We start from the raw sequence: 13,641 nt of genomic DNA on the forward strand, positions 1-13,641 counted from the left end.
GGCCGTGACAGGATGACGGCATGCCGGAGTCTCCCGAGGTGCAGGCGCTCGCCGAGTTCCTGGACGATCGTGCGCGCGGTCGCACGATCACGGGGGTCGACGTGCTCGAGTTCCGCGCGATCAAGACCCGCGCGGCGCCGCCGGAGTCGCTCGTCGGCGCCGAGATCACGGGCGCGGAGCGCTACGGCAAGCACCTCGACCTCGCGGTCGGCGGGCGTCACCTCGGCATCTCGCTCGGCCGGCACGGATGGGCGCGGTGGTCCCAGGGTCGTGAGGATCCACCCGAGGGCGCGCCCCCCGCACTCGCGACGCTGTCGCTCGACGACGGCGCGGAGCTGTCGTTGACGGATGCCGGCAACTGGATCTCGCTCGGCCTCTTCGTCGTCGATCAGCCCCGTGACGTGCCGGCAGTCTCGAAACTCGGCCTCGATCCCGCCGATCCCGAGTTCACGCAGGCCGACCTCGACGCGGTGGTCATCGGACGCCGCAAGCAGCTCAAAGCGGTCCTGCAGGAGCAGGAATCGCTCGCCGGCATCGGCAACGCGTACTCCGACGAGATCCTGCATCTGGCGAAGCTGTCGCCCGTCGTGCATGCCGCGGCTCTCGACGAGCGTGAGCGAGGCCGCCTGTTCGACGCGACGACGTCGACGATCAGCGGTGCCATCGCCGCACGCCGGGGCATTCCGATCGATCAGCTCAAGGCCGCGAAGGTCGCTGCGATGCGCGTGCACGGCCGGACGGGCGAGGTCTGCTCCGTCTGCGGCGACACCGTGCGCTCCTTCTCGTTCGGCAGCACGACGGCCGAGTACTGCCCCACGTGCCAGACCGACGGCGCGCTGCTGGGCGCCGACGCCTGATCGCGCGAGTAGCATGTCGGTATGACGACTTCGCCCCTCACCACGCCCACGACCGTCCAGCCCGTCGGCGATGACAAGAACCTGCTGACCGTCGTGGAGAGCTCGTCGTCGTGCTGCGGCGGGGGCTCCTGCAGCACCGTCTGACCCGTACGACGCCCGTCATGACCGACGAGCAGCTCCTCAAGCCCTCTGTCACGAGGGTCCTGCAATCCGAAGAGGCCGTCTACGGCCTCATCCTCGTCTCGGGGATGATCGTCGTCAGCGGCAGTGCGACCGGCTCCTCGATCAACGCGTTCCTCACCGTCGTCGTGACGGTGATCGTGTTCTTCCTCGCGCACATCTTCGCGGGGTCGCTCGCGCGCCTGGCCGCGACCGAGGGCGCCGCCGGATTCTGGCCTTCCGTGCGGGCATCCGTCCGTCACTCCGTCGGAATGCTCGTCGCCACCGTCCCGGCGCTCGTGATCCTGCTGCTCGGCGCCACGAAGGCGGTCGACGACGACACCGCCATCTGGACGGCGCTCATCTTCGACGCGGTGCTCCTGGGCCTGCTCGGCTGGTTCGCCGTCGCGCGCTGGACGACCAGGGTCTGGCCGCGCTTCGTCAGCGCGATCGTCACCTCGGCGTTCGGATTCATCCTGGTCGCGCTGAAGGCCTTCATCCACCACTGAACGCCGGTCAGCGGCGCGTGGATGTCAGCAGTGCATCGACGAGCCCCGGTGTGAGACCCGGAACGTCGTCGACCGGCACCGCGAGCGCCTGCAGCGTGCGGCTGAAGAAGTTGCGCGCACCGGCTGCCAAGGCGATGTCGACGATCTCGCGGTCGGTGAAGCCGGCGTCGCGGAGCGACCGACTGTCGGCGTCCGTCATCGCCGACGCATCCGTCGACAGTCGCTCGGCGAAGCGCACCACTGCGGCATCGGAAGCGCTCAGCCCTGAATGATCGCCGCGCGCGAGGGCGGCGAGCGTGTCTTCATCGAGCACCCCCTCGCGCAGAGCGCGGCGCCCGTGCGCGAGCAGGCAGTGGGCGGAGCCGAGAGCGCGGGCGGCGCCCAGCGTGGCGAGTTCGTAGGTGCGGAGGCCGAGCGACTGCGCCAGCGAGCTCGTGATCGCGTCGAAGAGCTCGTGCACCTCGGGGTCGATCTCCATCGCCTGCGTGTGGCGATACACGAAGCCGTCACCGCGGAGGTCGTCGTGGTACTTCGCCGCGACGTGCGGGTCGCTCTCGGCCGTGGGCGGTGTGACGATCATCGGGTGCTCCTCGCTCGGGTGCGGGTCGGCCAGGGCTCAGCCTGGCACACGCCCGCACCCGCCACGAGGGGGTGGACCGATGCGCTGATACGTCAGTGGCCGATCGGCGCGCCCTCGATCTCGCCGTCGACCGGCTTCCGGACGAACAGGCCGAGCACGACCGCGGCCGATGCGATGCAGGCACCGACGAAGAACGCCGCGTGGACGCCTTGCGCGCTCGCCAGAACGGGGTCGGTTCCGTTGCCGACGGCGGCCGCCGCGGTGACGGACATGAGTGTGACGAACAGGGCGGTGCCGGCGGCGCCCGCGACCTGCTGCACCGTGCCGACGACGGCACTTCCGTGCGGGTACAGCTTGCGGGGGAGCGAGCCGAGCGCCGACGTCATCAGCGGAGTGAAAGTGAGGCCCAGACCGAGGTTGAGGACCAGGTAGACGACGACGATCCACCAGACCGGTGTGCCCTCGTCGAACGTGGTCATGCCCCACAGGGAACCGGCGGCGATCACGAGTCCGGGGATGACGAGCGGGGTCGGACCGAACCGGTCGAAGAGGTTGCCGACGATGGGGGCCATCACACCCATGAGGATGCCGCCGGGCAGCAGCATCAGCCCGACGGTCAGGGTGCCGAGTCCGAGCACCTGCTGCAGGTAGATGGGCAGGAGGATGAGCGAACCGAAAAGCGCGGCGAAGACGACGGCGACCAGAACGACGGCGAGACTGAAGGTCTTGCTCTTGAACGTGCGGAGATCGAGGAGTGCGCCGTCGGTCTTCTGCAGCTTCAGCTGACGGAGGACGAACAGGACGAGCGCGACGGCGCCGACGACAAGCGGGATCCAGACCGGCACGGCTGCATGACCGGATGCAGACTCGCCGATGCTGCTCAAGCCGAAGATCAGTCCACCGAAGCCCAGCGCGGAGAGCACGACGGAGAGCATGTCGAAGCGCGCGTGCGGATCGGTCTCGGTGACGTTTCGCACCCAGATGGCGCCGAGCGCGATGGAGAGCAGAGCGATCGGGAACATGATCCAGAAGATCGCGTGCCACGTCAGCGTCGAGAGGATGAGGCCGGACACCGTCGGGCCGATGGCAGGTGCCACGGCGATGACGATGGTGATGACGCCCATCATGCGACCGCGGTGAGACGCCGGCACGATGTTGAGCACTGTCGTGAACAGCAACGGCATCATGACACCGGTCCCGGAGGCCTGGATGACGCGGCCGGCGAGGAGGAACGGGAAGCTCGGAGCGAGCGCGGCGACGAGGGTTCCGAGCGCGAAGAGCGACATCGCCGCGAAGAAGACCTGGCGGATCGTGAAGCGGGACAGCAGGAACCCGGTCAGCGGGATGACGATGGCCATCGTGAGGAGGAATCCGGTCGTGAGCCACTGACCCGTGGAAGCGGTGATGCCGAGATCTTCCATGATGGGCGTGAGAGCAACGCCCATGGTCGTCTCGTTCAGGATGACGACGAACGCGGCGACGACGAGAAGTGCGATGACCGGCCCGGTGCGGGTGACGTTCTGCGCGGGGATGCTACCCGTCGAGGGGTGGATGTCGGTCGCGGCCATAGGTCGTCTCCTCAGGGCTCGGGTGGTGCACGAACAGCGCCACCCGAGGATGGCAAGCTTTCAGACTAACGGCGGGGTGGGGCATCCCATTCCCGAATGCCGTGAAAACATTCGCGTATGGCTGGATCCGGACCCCGCTCGACCGTCGTGCTCCGCTCGATCGTCGCGCTCGTCGCGGGTATCGCCGCGGCGATCGTCGTGAGCCCGCTGCTCGGCATCGCCGCCGGACTGCTGGCGGGGTGGTCGACGCTGTGCCTCGTGTCGGTGATCTGGATCACGATCATCGTGTGGCCGATGACGGGGGCCGAGACGCGGCGGCACGCGAGCGCCGAGGATCCCGGCCGCCCGGCTGCGCGTCTCGTCGCGCTCGTGGGCAGCACCGCGAGTCTCGCGGCGGTCTTCGTCGTGCTCTACCAGACGGGGATCGAGTCCGATCTCGAGTCGTACGTCCTGGCGGCGATCGCGTTCGTGAGCGTCGCCTCGTCGTGGGGGCTGATCCAGGTCGACTACGCCTTGCGCACCGCGCGGGTCTACTACTCCGACCCCGTCGGAGGCATCGACTTCAACGAGGGCGACGTCGACCCGAGCTATTCGGACTTCTACTACTTCTCACTCGGCGTCGGCATGGGCTACCAGGTGGCCGACACGAACGTGAAGAGCAGTCAGATCAGGCGCACGGTGACGGCGCAGGCGCTCATCGCCTACCTGTTCGGTGCCGTCATCATCGGCACCGTGGTCAATCTCGTGCTCGACCTCGGATGACCGCTACTGCTGGTCGAGCGACTCGTCCTCGACGGGGAGGTCCCACTTCTCGGAGCCGATCGCGTCGGTCGGCGCCGCGGTCGCCTCGTTCTCTTCGACGATCTTCGGGAGCGGGTTGAGAAGCTCGTCCTCGGGGATCGCCTTGAGTTCGTCGATCTCGTCGCGGAGCTCGGCGAGGTCGCTGCCGTCGTGGGCGGGGGTCTCGGGAGTCGAAGTCATGCCCTCAGCCTAGCCCCGGCACCGCTCGGGCTGATTAGGCTCGGGCCATGAGCATGGGCGGCCGAGGCGGAGCAGGCGGCGGCTTCCGCGGCGTCGACATCGAGGCGCAGAAGAAGCTCAACGCCGAGGCCCCGAAGATCGCGCACCTGGGCCGACGTGTCGTGGTGCTCTTCCGCCCGTACACGTGGCGCATCGCCTGGACCGCGTTCCTCGTCATCGCCGGCGCGGCGATCGCCGTCATTCCGCCCCTCCTCGTGCAGCGGATCTTCGACGATGCGCTCTTCCCCACAGACGGCGGCGGTGTCGACCTTCCGCTGCTGTGGCGGCTCGTCGTGCTCATGATCGCGCTGTTCCTGCTGTCGGCCGCCCTCGGGGTCGGGCAGACGTGGCTCACCTCGACGGTCGGCAATCAGGTCACCGGCGATCTGAGGGTGAAGCTCTTCGACCACCTGCAGGCCATGGAGCTCGGCTTCTTCACACGGACGAAGACCGGCGTCATCCAATCCCGCCTGCAGAACGACGTCGGCGGCGTCGCGGGAGTGCTGACCAACACCGTCACGAGCATCCTGGGCAACGTCGTCACCGTCATCGCGTCGCTCGTCGCGATGATCATCATCGACTGGCGGCTGACCCTCATCGCCGTCGTGCTGATGCCGTTCCTCGTGCTCGTCCAGCGACGAGTCGGCCAGGTGCGCGCGCGCATCGCGGGCGAGACGCAGGAGTCGCTGTCGGAGCTCACGTCGATCACGCAGGAGACCCTGAGCGTGTCGGGCATCCTGCTCTCGAAGTCGTTCAACCGTCAGCGCACCGAGTCGGCCCGCTACGCCGACGAGAACCGCAATCAGGTGCGTCTGCAGGTGCGCCGCGCCATGAGCGGTCAGGGCTTCTTCGCGGTCGTGCAGGTGCTCATGGCGAGCGTGCCCGCCGTCATCTACCTCGTCGCGGGGTATCTCATCACGGGCGGCACCGACATGATCACGGCGGGCACGATCGTCGCGTTCACGACGGTGCAGGCGCGGCTGCTCATGCCGCTCATGGGTCTGATGCGCGTCGCGCTCGACCTGCAGACCTCCGCCGCGCTGTTCGCCCGCATCTTCGAGTACCTCGACCTCGTGCCGGCGATCGAGGACTCGCCGGCGGCGATCCCGGTCGCGAAGGCGCCCGGTCCGCTCGGGCGGATCGAGTTCCGCGACGTGGTCTTCCGGTATCCGGATGCCGCGGCTGACGCCAGGCCGACGCTGCGCGGTGTCAGCTTCACGGCGGAGCCCGGCCAGCACGTCGCGTTCGTCGGCCCCTCGGGGGCAGGCAAGACGACGGTGCTGTACCTCACCCCGCGCATGTACGAGGCGTCCGGCGGATCCGTCCTCTTCGCGGGCGCCGACGTGCGCGAGCTGACGCAGGAGTCGATCATCGACAGCGTCGGGATCGTTTCGCAGGAGACGTATCTGTTCCACGCGACGATCCGCGAGAACCTGCTCTACGCGAAGCCCGAGGCGACGGATGCCGAGCTCGAGGACGCGTGTCGTGCTGCCAACATCCACCACATCATCGAGGGTTTCGAGCGCGGCTACGACACCGTCGTCGGCGAGCGCGGCTACCGTCTGTCGGGCGGCGAGAAACAGCGGATCGCGATCGCGCGCGTGCTGTTGAAGGATCCGCCCGTCCTGCTCCTGGACGAGGCGACGTCGGCACTCGACACGGTCTCCGAGCGCGTCGTGCAGGAGGCGCTGGATGCCGCGGCCCGCGGCCGTACGACGCTCTCGATCGCGCACCGGCTCTCGACGGTCATCGCGGCCGACGTCATTCACGTCGTCGAGGCCGGTCGGATCGTCGAATCGGGAACGCACTCGTCGCTCCTGGCCGAAGGCGGGCTCTACGCCGAGCTCGCGGCGCAGCAGCTCGCGGCATCCCGCATCCTCGAGGTCGAAGCGGCCGACCCGCCGCCCGCGCTGCCCGATCGCCGTGCCGACCGCGCGCCCGCCGGACCGGCGCTGGAGCTCGCGGTCACGGTGCCCATCGCGGTGCCCGAATCCCGCGTCTGGACGACTCCCGGCCTCCCCGAGAACTGACGGGTCGGCTACCAGTCCAGCGCGGGCGCGATGACGGATGCGAGGGGCAGGGGCGAGCGCGCCGCGAGGGCGCGGACGAAGGTCCCGAGCTCGGCCCGGTAGGCGGGATCGGGATGGGTCTCGGCGATAGCGATCAGCGGCGGCAGATCGAGGCGCTGGATGAGACGGATGCGGGATGCCACGGCACCCGCTTGGCCCGCGGCATCCAGGATCTCGATTCCCCCTGTCAGCGCCTCGAGATAGTCGCGGAGCACCGGCAGCGCATCCTTGCGCTGCGTGATCGAGGTGCCTTCGGCGCGCTCGCGCCACTCCACGACCACCTCGGGGATGACGTCGAAAGCGTGGGCGCGTGTGTACAGCAGCTGCGCGACCAGCTGGTCCTCGTAGGTCTTGCCGAGTGGGAACCGCACCTCGCGCCACAGCTCCGTGCGGGAGGCCTTGGACCACGCGACGATGTTGCCCGAGGCATCCGGATGCTCCGTCAAGTTCGTGGCGTCGCGCGCGGGGTCCGTCGCCGCCGCGACCCACGGCTGCACCTCGCCGGGAGCGTACCCGCCGCGACCGTCGGGCCGGAGGCGCACGTACGCGCCGGCCACGAGGTCGCTGCCCGTCCGTTCGAGGGTGCCGACGAGGTTCTCGATCGCGGTGGGAGTCATGACGTCGTCGGCGTCGAGGAAGCCGACGTAGGGCGTCGTGACCAGGTCGAGGCCCGTGTTGCGCGCGGCGCTCAGTCCCTGCTGCAGGTCGTGATGCACGACCTGCACGCGCGCATCGGCGGCGGCCGCGGCCTCGAAGATCGCGCCCGTGCCGTCTGTGGATCCGTCATCGACGAGGACGGCGGTCCAGTCGGTGCGGGTCTGACGGCGGAGCGACTCGATCGCCTCGCCCGCGTAGCGGACGACATCGAACCCCGGCACGATGACGGTGATCGCGGGGGAGGATGCCACGGCCCGATCCTATGCGCGGCGCACGGGGTCGGGGCCGTCAGCCGGTGACGGCGGCGACCGACGCCTCGACGGCCGCCGCGAGCATCGCCGGATCGAACGACGCGTCGTGCGCGAACGTGAAGCGCACGGCGGTCTGCGCCACTTCGGGTCGAACGCCCATCGCGGTCAGCACGTGCGAGGGCTCGTCGCTCCCCGCAGCGCACGCCGAGCCGCTCGACGAGACGACGCCGCGGCGTTCGAGCTCCAGCAGCACGGCTTCGCCGCTCACACCCTCGAAGGTGAAGCTCGCAGTGCCCGGCAGACGGTGGACGGGATCGCCCGTCAACCGTGCCCGGGGCACGCGGCCGAGCGCGTCGGCGATGAACGCGTCGCGCAGTGCCGAGACGCGGACGGATGCCTCGGCGCGCTCGCTCTCGGCGAGGTCGAGCGCCACGGCCAGGCCGACGGCGCCGGCGACGTCCTCCGTACCGCTGCGGCGCCCGCGCTCCTGGCCGCCGCCGTGCAGGAGCGGCTCGAGAGGGACGCGCCCGCGGACGGCGAGCGCACCGGTCCCCTTCGGCGCGCCGAGCTTGTGGCCCGCGATCGAGATCGCGTCGGCGCCGGTGTCGCGCAGCGCGAGCCAGCCCGCGGCCTGCACGGCGTCGAGATGGACCGGGATGCCACGCCCATGCGCTGCAGCGGCGAGGGCCGCGGCATCCTGAATCGTCCCCACTTCGTTGTTGGCGAATCCGAACGAGACGAGCGCCGTGTCGTCGCGCAACGACTGCTCGAGCGCCTGGGTCGTCAGCCGGGCCACGTGATCGACGGGCGCGAGCGTGACGTCGAACCCGTGCAGGCGTGCGAGGTAGTCCGCCGACTCGAGGATCGACTCGTGCTCGATCGGTGTCGTGACGACATGCCGCTTGCCGTGGGCGGCGAGCGCGATGCCCTTCACGGCGAGGTTGTTCGCCTCGGTGCCGCCCGACGTGAAGACGACGTCGGATGCCCGCATCCCGAGCACACGCGCGACGCGCGACCGCGCATCGGCCAGAGCTCCCGCCGCCGCTTCGCCCACCGTGTGGTGGCTCGAAGGATTGCCGAACCATCTCGTGTAGTACGGCAGCATCGCCTCGAGCACTTCGGGACGCACGGGCGTCGTCGCGGCACTGTCGAGGTAGAGCATGCTCATGGTTGGTCGATGCGGACGTCGAGCCCCAGATCGAGCGCGCGGGCGGAGTGGGTGAGCGCGCCGACCGAGACGACGTCCACCCCCGTCTCGGCGATCGCGCGGACCGTCTCGAGGGTGACGCCGCCGGACGCCTCGACGACGGCGCGGCCCGCGACCTGGGCGACCCCCGTTCGCAGGTCGTCGAGCGAGAAGTTGTCGAGCATGATGGTGCCGATGCCCGCGGCGAGCACGGGCTCGATCTGATCGAGGCGGTCGACCTCTACCTCGATGTGGGTCGTGTGGGGGAGGCGATCCTTGGCCGCGCGGAGCGCGTCTGTCACCGAGGAGCCGCCGAGCACGGCGAGGTGGTTGTCCTTCGCCATGACGGCGTCGGACAGCGAGTGACGGTGGTTGCGCCCGCCGCCGTCGACGACCGCGTGCCGTTCGAAGGCCCGGAGCCCAGGGGTCGTCTTGCGCGTGTCGGCGATGCGCGTGCCGGTGCCCGCGACCTCGGCCACGTAGCGCGCGGTGAGCGTCGCGATGCCGCTCATGCGCTGGACGAAGTTCAGCCCGATGCGCTCGGCTGTGAGGAGGGACCTGGCCGGGCCGCTCACGACCGCCAGCACGGTTCCGGGCCCGAAGGCCTCGCCGTCCGCGGTTGCGAGCCGAACGTCGACGCGGGTGTCCGTCAGGCGGAATGCGGCGGCGAACACCTCGCCACCGCTGAAGATCCCCGCTTCGCGCGCGACGAGCTCCGCCGTCGCCGTCGCGGTCTCGGAGATGAGGTACTCGCTCGTCAGATCGCCCCACGGCGCGTCCTCTTCGAGCGCGGCGGCGACGACGCGGTCGATCACGGCACGGGTGAGCATCAGGCGTGCGCCTTCGCGAAGTAGTCCCGCTGGACGTCGTCGATCCACCAGCGCGCGGGCATGGAGCCGGAGGGATAGGGATTCGCCGCGAGCACGTCGTCGATCGTGACCGTGCCGGCCAGTGCGTCGGCGACCGTGGGCGGATGCTCGTCCGAGCGGAAGTGCGCACCCACCGATGCCGTTCGCAGCAGCGCCGCGTCGACGAGCGCGATCGCGACGGTGAGCAGGTTCTCGTCCTCGAGCTCGGCCTCGGTGCGGGGTGCGCGGTCCTGCCTGCTCCAGGCGTCGAGCGTCGACGCTGCGGAGCGCAGGCCCGCGGCATCCCGCACGAGGCCCGCGTGCTCCCACATGAGCTGCTGCAGAGCGTGCCGTGAGAACGGCCCGACGACCGACGGCGTCCGGCGCCAGCCGGGCTCGACGGCGCTGGGGACCGTTTCGGGCGTGGCCGGCGTCGGCCAGATTCCGGATGCCGCGTCGGCCGCGATCGCGTCACCTGCGCGCGCGCCGAAGACCGCTCCTTCGAGGAGGGAGTTGGATGCGAGGCGGTTCGCGCCGTGCACTCCCGTGCGCGCGACCTCGCCGACCGCGTACAGACCGGGGATCGACGTGCGCCCGTGCAGGTCGGTCGTGACGCCGCCCATGAGGTAATGCGCCGCGGGGGTCACGGGGATCGGCTCGCGCGCCCAGTCGAGTCCTCGTGCCCGCACGGCGGCGTCGATCGTGGGGAACCGCTTCGCGAGGAAGGCCCGGGTCTCGGCCTCGGTGGGACGCAGGTGCGTCGCGTCGAGGAAGACGGGCCGGCCGTCCTGGAGCTCCATCCGGTGCGCGATCGCGCGGGCGACGACATCGCGCGGAGCGAGCTCGCCGTCGGGGTGCGCGTCGAACGCGAACCGGCGCCCGTGCTCGTCGACGAGGGTCGCGCCCTCGCCGCGCACGGCCTCCGAGACGAGGAACGCGTCGCCCGCGCCCAGGATCGTCGGGTGGAACTGGAAGAACTCGAGGTCCTGCACGACGGCGCCGGCGCGCAGCGCCGCGGCGATCCCGTCGCCCGTCGCCACCGGCGGGTTCGTCGTGTGCGCGTACAGCTCGCCGGCGCCGCCGGTCGCCAGGACGACGGCATCCGCCTCGATTGTCTCGCGGACTCCCGTCGCGTCGGGCCCGTCGCCGACGAGCAGCTCGACACCGCTCACCCGGCGGGCGTCGCGAGCCCGGAGGTTTTCGTCGAACCCGGCGTCCTCGAGCCCCGGCTCGACCGGATCGCTCGGGTTCGCGTCTGCCATGAGGAGATCGACGAGGAACGCGTGCTCGATGACCCGCACATCGCTCGCGCGCAGGCGCGCGACGAGGGCCTTCTCGATCTCGGTCCCGGTGGCATCGCCCCCGGCGTGGAGGATCCGCGGATAGGAGTGCGCCGCCTCGAGGCCCTTGATGTAGGCGCCGTCGTCGCCGCGATCGAACACGACGCCGATGTCGACCAGTTCCTGGATGCGCGTGGGTCCCTCTTCGACGAGCACGCGCACCGCTTCGGGGTCGCTCAGGCCCGCGCCCGCGACGAGCGTGTCGCGGATGTGGTCCGCGGCCCGGTCGTCGGCGAACATGACGCCCGCGATGCCGCCCTGCGCGAAGCGCGTGTTGGCGTGGTCGAGCACGTCCTTCGTCACGAGCGTCACGCGGCAGCCGCGCTCGACGGCGTGCAGCGCGACGGTCAGGCCCGCGATGCCCGAGCCCACGACGACGGCGTGGACGGCACCCGTGTCCCGATTCGCCTCGGAATGGATGCCGGGTAGCGGCGTGTCGTGGGACACGAAGCGCTCAGAAGGGGACGCGCTCATGAGGCGTTCGTCCAATCGCTCGGACGCGCCTCGGGCGGCTTCGCGGCGAGCATCCGCTCGAGCGCGAGACGCGCGGGCTCGGCGACGTCGTCGGGCACGACGATGCGGTTGCGCACCTCGCCGTCGACGAGACCCTCGAGCACCCACGCGAGGTAACCCGGGTGGATGCGATACATCGTCGAGCACGGGCAGACGACCGGGTCGAGGCAGAAGATCTCGTGCTGCGGGTTGTCCGCCGCGAGGCGCTGCACGAGGTTGACCTCGGTCCCGATCGCGAAGGTGGTGGGCTCGGTCGCGCCCTCGATCGCGCGGCGGATGTAGTCCGTCGAACCTGATTCGTCCGCGGCATCCACCACCGCCATGGGGCACTCGGGGTGCACGATGACCCGTACGCCGGGGTGCTCCGCCCGCGCCTTGTCGATCTGATCGACCGAGAACCGGCGGTGCACCGAGCAGAAGCCGTGCCACAGGATGACCCGCGCGTCGTCGAGCTCTTGCGCCGACGAGCCGCCGAGCGGCTTGCGCGGGTTCCACATCGGCATCTGCTCGAGGGGCACGCCCATGGCCTTCGCGGTGTTGCGTCCGAGGTGCTGATCGGGGAAGAACAGCACGCGGCGGCCGCGGGCGAACGCCCACTCGAGCACCGTCCGAGCATTCGACGACGTGCACACGATGCCGCCGTGGCGACCGACGAAGCCCTTGATCGCGGCCGAGGAGTTCATGTAGGTGACCGGGATGACGGGCACCAGGCCGTCGGCGTCCACGGCATCCATGTCTCCGTAGACGTCCTCGAGCTGCTCCCAGCACTCCTCGACCTGATCGATGTCGGCCATGTCGGCCATCGAGCAGCCGGCCGCGAGGTTGGGCAGGATGACGGACTGCTGCGGCTGCGACAGCAGGTCGGCGGTCTCTGCCATGAAGTGCACGCCGCAGAAGACGATCGCCTCGGCGTCGGGGTGTTCGAGCGCCGCGTTCGCGAGCTGGAACGAGTCGCCCACGTAGTCGGCGTGCCGCACGACCTCTTCGCGCTGGTAGAAGTGGCCGAGCACGACGGCGCGGTCGCCCAGCGCCGCCTTCGCCGCGACGATCCGTGCGTCGAGCTCTTCGGGCGAGGCGTCGCGGTAGGACTGCGGGAGCTCGCCCTGGCGCGGTGAGCCGGTCGGGATGACGTCGCCCATCGACGACCCCGGCCCGTAGCCGGGTCGGTCGTCGAACGTCCACGGACCGGCGGCGAGGTCGGTGTTGCAGGTCTCGGCCGTCGATGCACCATCGACGATCGCCTGGATGGCGTGGTCGACGGACGGATCGGTCGGCCGAGGCTGGAGCGTGATGGCGGTCATGACGACCCCTTTCGGACGAAGCCTGCGAGCGGGCCCAGATCGGCGAGCTCGACGTCACGGTTGTAGCGGTAGAGGCGGGCGGGCCGGTGACTGCCCGTGCGGAAGCGGTCGGTCGGCAGGAGCGTGCCGGAGCCTTCGACCTGGCGACGGAAGTTCGCCGGGTCGAGGCGTCGGCCGAGGATCGACTCGTACACTTCGCGCAGCTCGGCGAGGGTGAACTCGTCGGCGAGCAGGCCGTGCGCGATGCGGCTGTAGCCGACCTTGTTGCGCAGGCGCCAGAGCGCGTACTCGACGATCTCGTTGTGGTCGAAGGCGAGGCGGGGCAGGGATGCCGCATCGAACCACTCGACGTTCTCGAGATCCTTGGAGCCCTCGACCTCGTCCGGGCGCAGAAGTGCCCAGTAGACGATCGATACGACGCGGGTCGGGGAGCGATCGACGGCACCGAACGCGTACAGCTGCTCGAGGTAGCTCGGGGCGAGGCCCGTCGTCTCGCCGAGAGTGCGCGAGGCCGCGGCATCCAGGCTCTCGGCGATGTCGAGCCATCCGCCGGGAAGCGCCCACAGGCCCTCGTGCGGATCACGGGTGCGCCGCACGAGCGGCAGCACGACCGTCGAGCAGTCGCTGCCGGGATCGCGCCGCAGCGAGAAGATGACGGTCGACACGGCGACACGCGTCACGTCCTCGGCGGCGGAAGCGGCGGAGGCGAGGGATGCGGTGGCTGTTCGTGTCATGGTGACTCTAACTCTCGAGTCGATCTTATAGTCAGGACGACCAGAAGGC

14 protein-coding genes are annotated in these 13,641 nt (G+C 70.1%); 5 read left to right on the forward strand and 9 right to left on the reverse strand.

Features of this window, described 5'->3' with window-relative positions:
- The first annotated feature begins 20 nt into the window (after positions 1 to 20).
- The 3 genes from MA876_RS17480 to MA876_RS17485 are packed head-to-tail and all read left to right on the forward strand — an operon-like array spanning position 21 to position 1,525.
- Positions 21 to 857, forward strand: a complete 837-nt coding sequence (locus tag MA876_RS17480) for a DNA-formamidopyrimidine glycosylase family protein (RefSeq protein ID WP_248152592.1) — start codon at positions 21 to 23, stop codon at positions 855 to 857.
- Positions 858 to 878: 21 nt separating this feature from the next.
- Positions 879 to 1,001: a hypothetical protein gene (locus tag MA876_RS19175; RefSeq protein WP_275563329.1), complete on the forward strand. Its 123-nt coding sequence runs from the start codon at positions 879 to 881 to the stop codon at positions 999 to 1,001.
- Positions 1,002 to 1,018: 17 nt separating this feature from the next.
- Positions 1,019 to 1,525, forward strand: a complete 507-nt coding sequence (locus MA876_RS17485) for a hypothetical protein (protein ID WP_248152595.1) — start codon at positions 1,019 to 1,021, stop codon at positions 1,523 to 1,525.
- A gap of 7 nt (positions 1,526 to 1,532) precedes the next feature.
- Here MA876_RS17485 and MA876_RS17490 read toward each other — a convergent pair whose 3' ends face one another.
- Complete coding sequence (locus tag MA876_RS17490; protein WP_248152596.1) at positions 1,533 to 2,105, reverse strand: carboxymuconolactone decarboxylase family protein; 573 nt, start codon at positions 2,103 to 2,105, stop codon at positions 1,533 to 1,535.
- Between the two features lie 92 nt (positions 2,106 to 2,197).
- Positions 2,198 to 3,673, reverse strand: coding sequence for an MDR family MFS transporter (locus tag MA876_RS17495; RefSeq protein WP_248152603.1), 1,476 nt, complete (start codon positions 3,671 to 3,673; stop codon positions 2,198 to 2,200).
- Between the two features lie 117 nt (positions 3,674 to 3,790).
- On the opposite strand from MA876_RS17495, the gene MA876_RS17500 reads away from it, so the two are divergent.
- Positions 3,791 to 4,435, forward strand: coding sequence for a DUF1345 domain-containing protein (locus MA876_RS17500; protein WP_248152605.1), 645 nt, complete (start codon positions 3,791 to 3,793; stop codon positions 4,433 to 4,435).
- Positions 4,436 to 4,438: 3 nt separating this feature from the next.
- Here the strand turns inward: MA876_RS17500 and MA876_RS17505 are convergent, their stop codons facing one another.
- Complete coding sequence (locus tag MA876_RS17505) at positions 4,439 to 4,654, reverse strand: hypothetical protein (protein WP_248152607.1); 216 nt, start codon at positions 4,652 to 4,654, stop codon at positions 4,439 to 4,441.
- A gap of 53 nt (positions 4,655 to 4,707) precedes the next feature.
- On the opposite strand from MA876_RS17505, the gene MA876_RS17510 reads away from it, so the two are divergent.
- The gene (locus MA876_RS17510; protein WP_248152825.1) at positions 4,708 to 6,723 is read left to right on the forward strand and encodes an ABC transporter ATP-binding protein; all 2,016 of its coding nucleotides are present in this window, start codon (positions 4,708 to 4,710) and stop codon (positions 6,721 to 6,723) included.
- Between the two features lie 8 nt (positions 6,724 to 6,731).
- Here the strand turns inward: MA876_RS17510 and MA876_RS17515 are convergent, their stop codons facing one another.
- Genes MA876_RS17515 through MA876_RS17540 form a run of 6 tightly spaced genes read right to left on the reverse strand, consistent with a single transcriptional unit; the run spans position 6,732 to position 13,592 of the window.
- Positions 6,732 to 7,670: a glycosyltransferase family 2 protein gene (locus tag MA876_RS17515; RefSeq protein ID WP_248152609.1), complete on the reverse strand. Its 939-nt coding sequence runs from the start codon at positions 7,668 to 7,670 to the stop codon at positions 6,732 to 6,734.
- A gap of 37 nt (positions 7,671 to 7,707) precedes the next feature.
- On the reverse strand, positions 7,708 to 8,832 hold the full coding sequence (locus MA876_RS17520; protein ID WP_248152826.1) for a cysteine desulfurase family protein: 1,125 nt from the start codon (positions 8,830 to 8,832) through the stop codon (positions 7,708 to 7,710).
- Between the two features lie 2 nt (positions 8,833 to 8,834).
- The gene (nadC, locus tag MA876_RS17525; protein ID WP_248152611.1) at positions 8,835 to 9,686 is read right to left on the reverse strand and encodes a carboxylating nicotinate-nucleotide diphosphorylase; all 852 of its coding nucleotides are present in this window, start codon (positions 9,684 to 9,686) and stop codon (positions 8,835 to 8,837) included.
- Positions 9,686 to 11,518, reverse strand: coding sequence for an L-aspartate oxidase (gene nadB, locus MA876_RS17530; protein WP_248152613.1), 1,833 nt, complete (start codon positions 11,516 to 11,518; stop codon positions 9,686 to 9,688). The genes nadC and nadB overlap by 1 nt, the downstream gene beginning before the upstream one ends.
- Positions 11,515 to 12,858 (reverse strand): quinolinate synthase NadA, encoded by a 1,344-nt coding sequence (gene nadA / locus MA876_RS17535; RefSeq protein ID WP_248152615.1) that lies wholly within the window; start codon positions 12,856 to 12,858, stop codon positions 11,515 to 11,517. The genes nadB and nadA overlap by 4 nt, the downstream gene beginning before the upstream one ends.
- On the reverse strand, positions 12,855 to 13,592 hold the full coding sequence (locus tag MA876_RS17540) for an NUDIX hydrolase (protein WP_248152617.1): 738 nt from the start codon (positions 13,590 to 13,592) through the stop codon (positions 12,855 to 12,857). The genes nadA and MA876_RS17540 overlap by 4 nt, the downstream gene beginning before the upstream one ends.
- Positions 13,593 to 13,641 lie beyond the last annotated feature (49 nt).

The sequence above is a fragment of the Microbacterium aoyamense genome, assembly GCF_023155855.1.
Taxonomy (GTDB): Bacteria; Actinomycetota; Actinomycetes; order Actinomycetales; family Microbacteriaceae; genus Microbacterium; species Microbacterium aoyamense.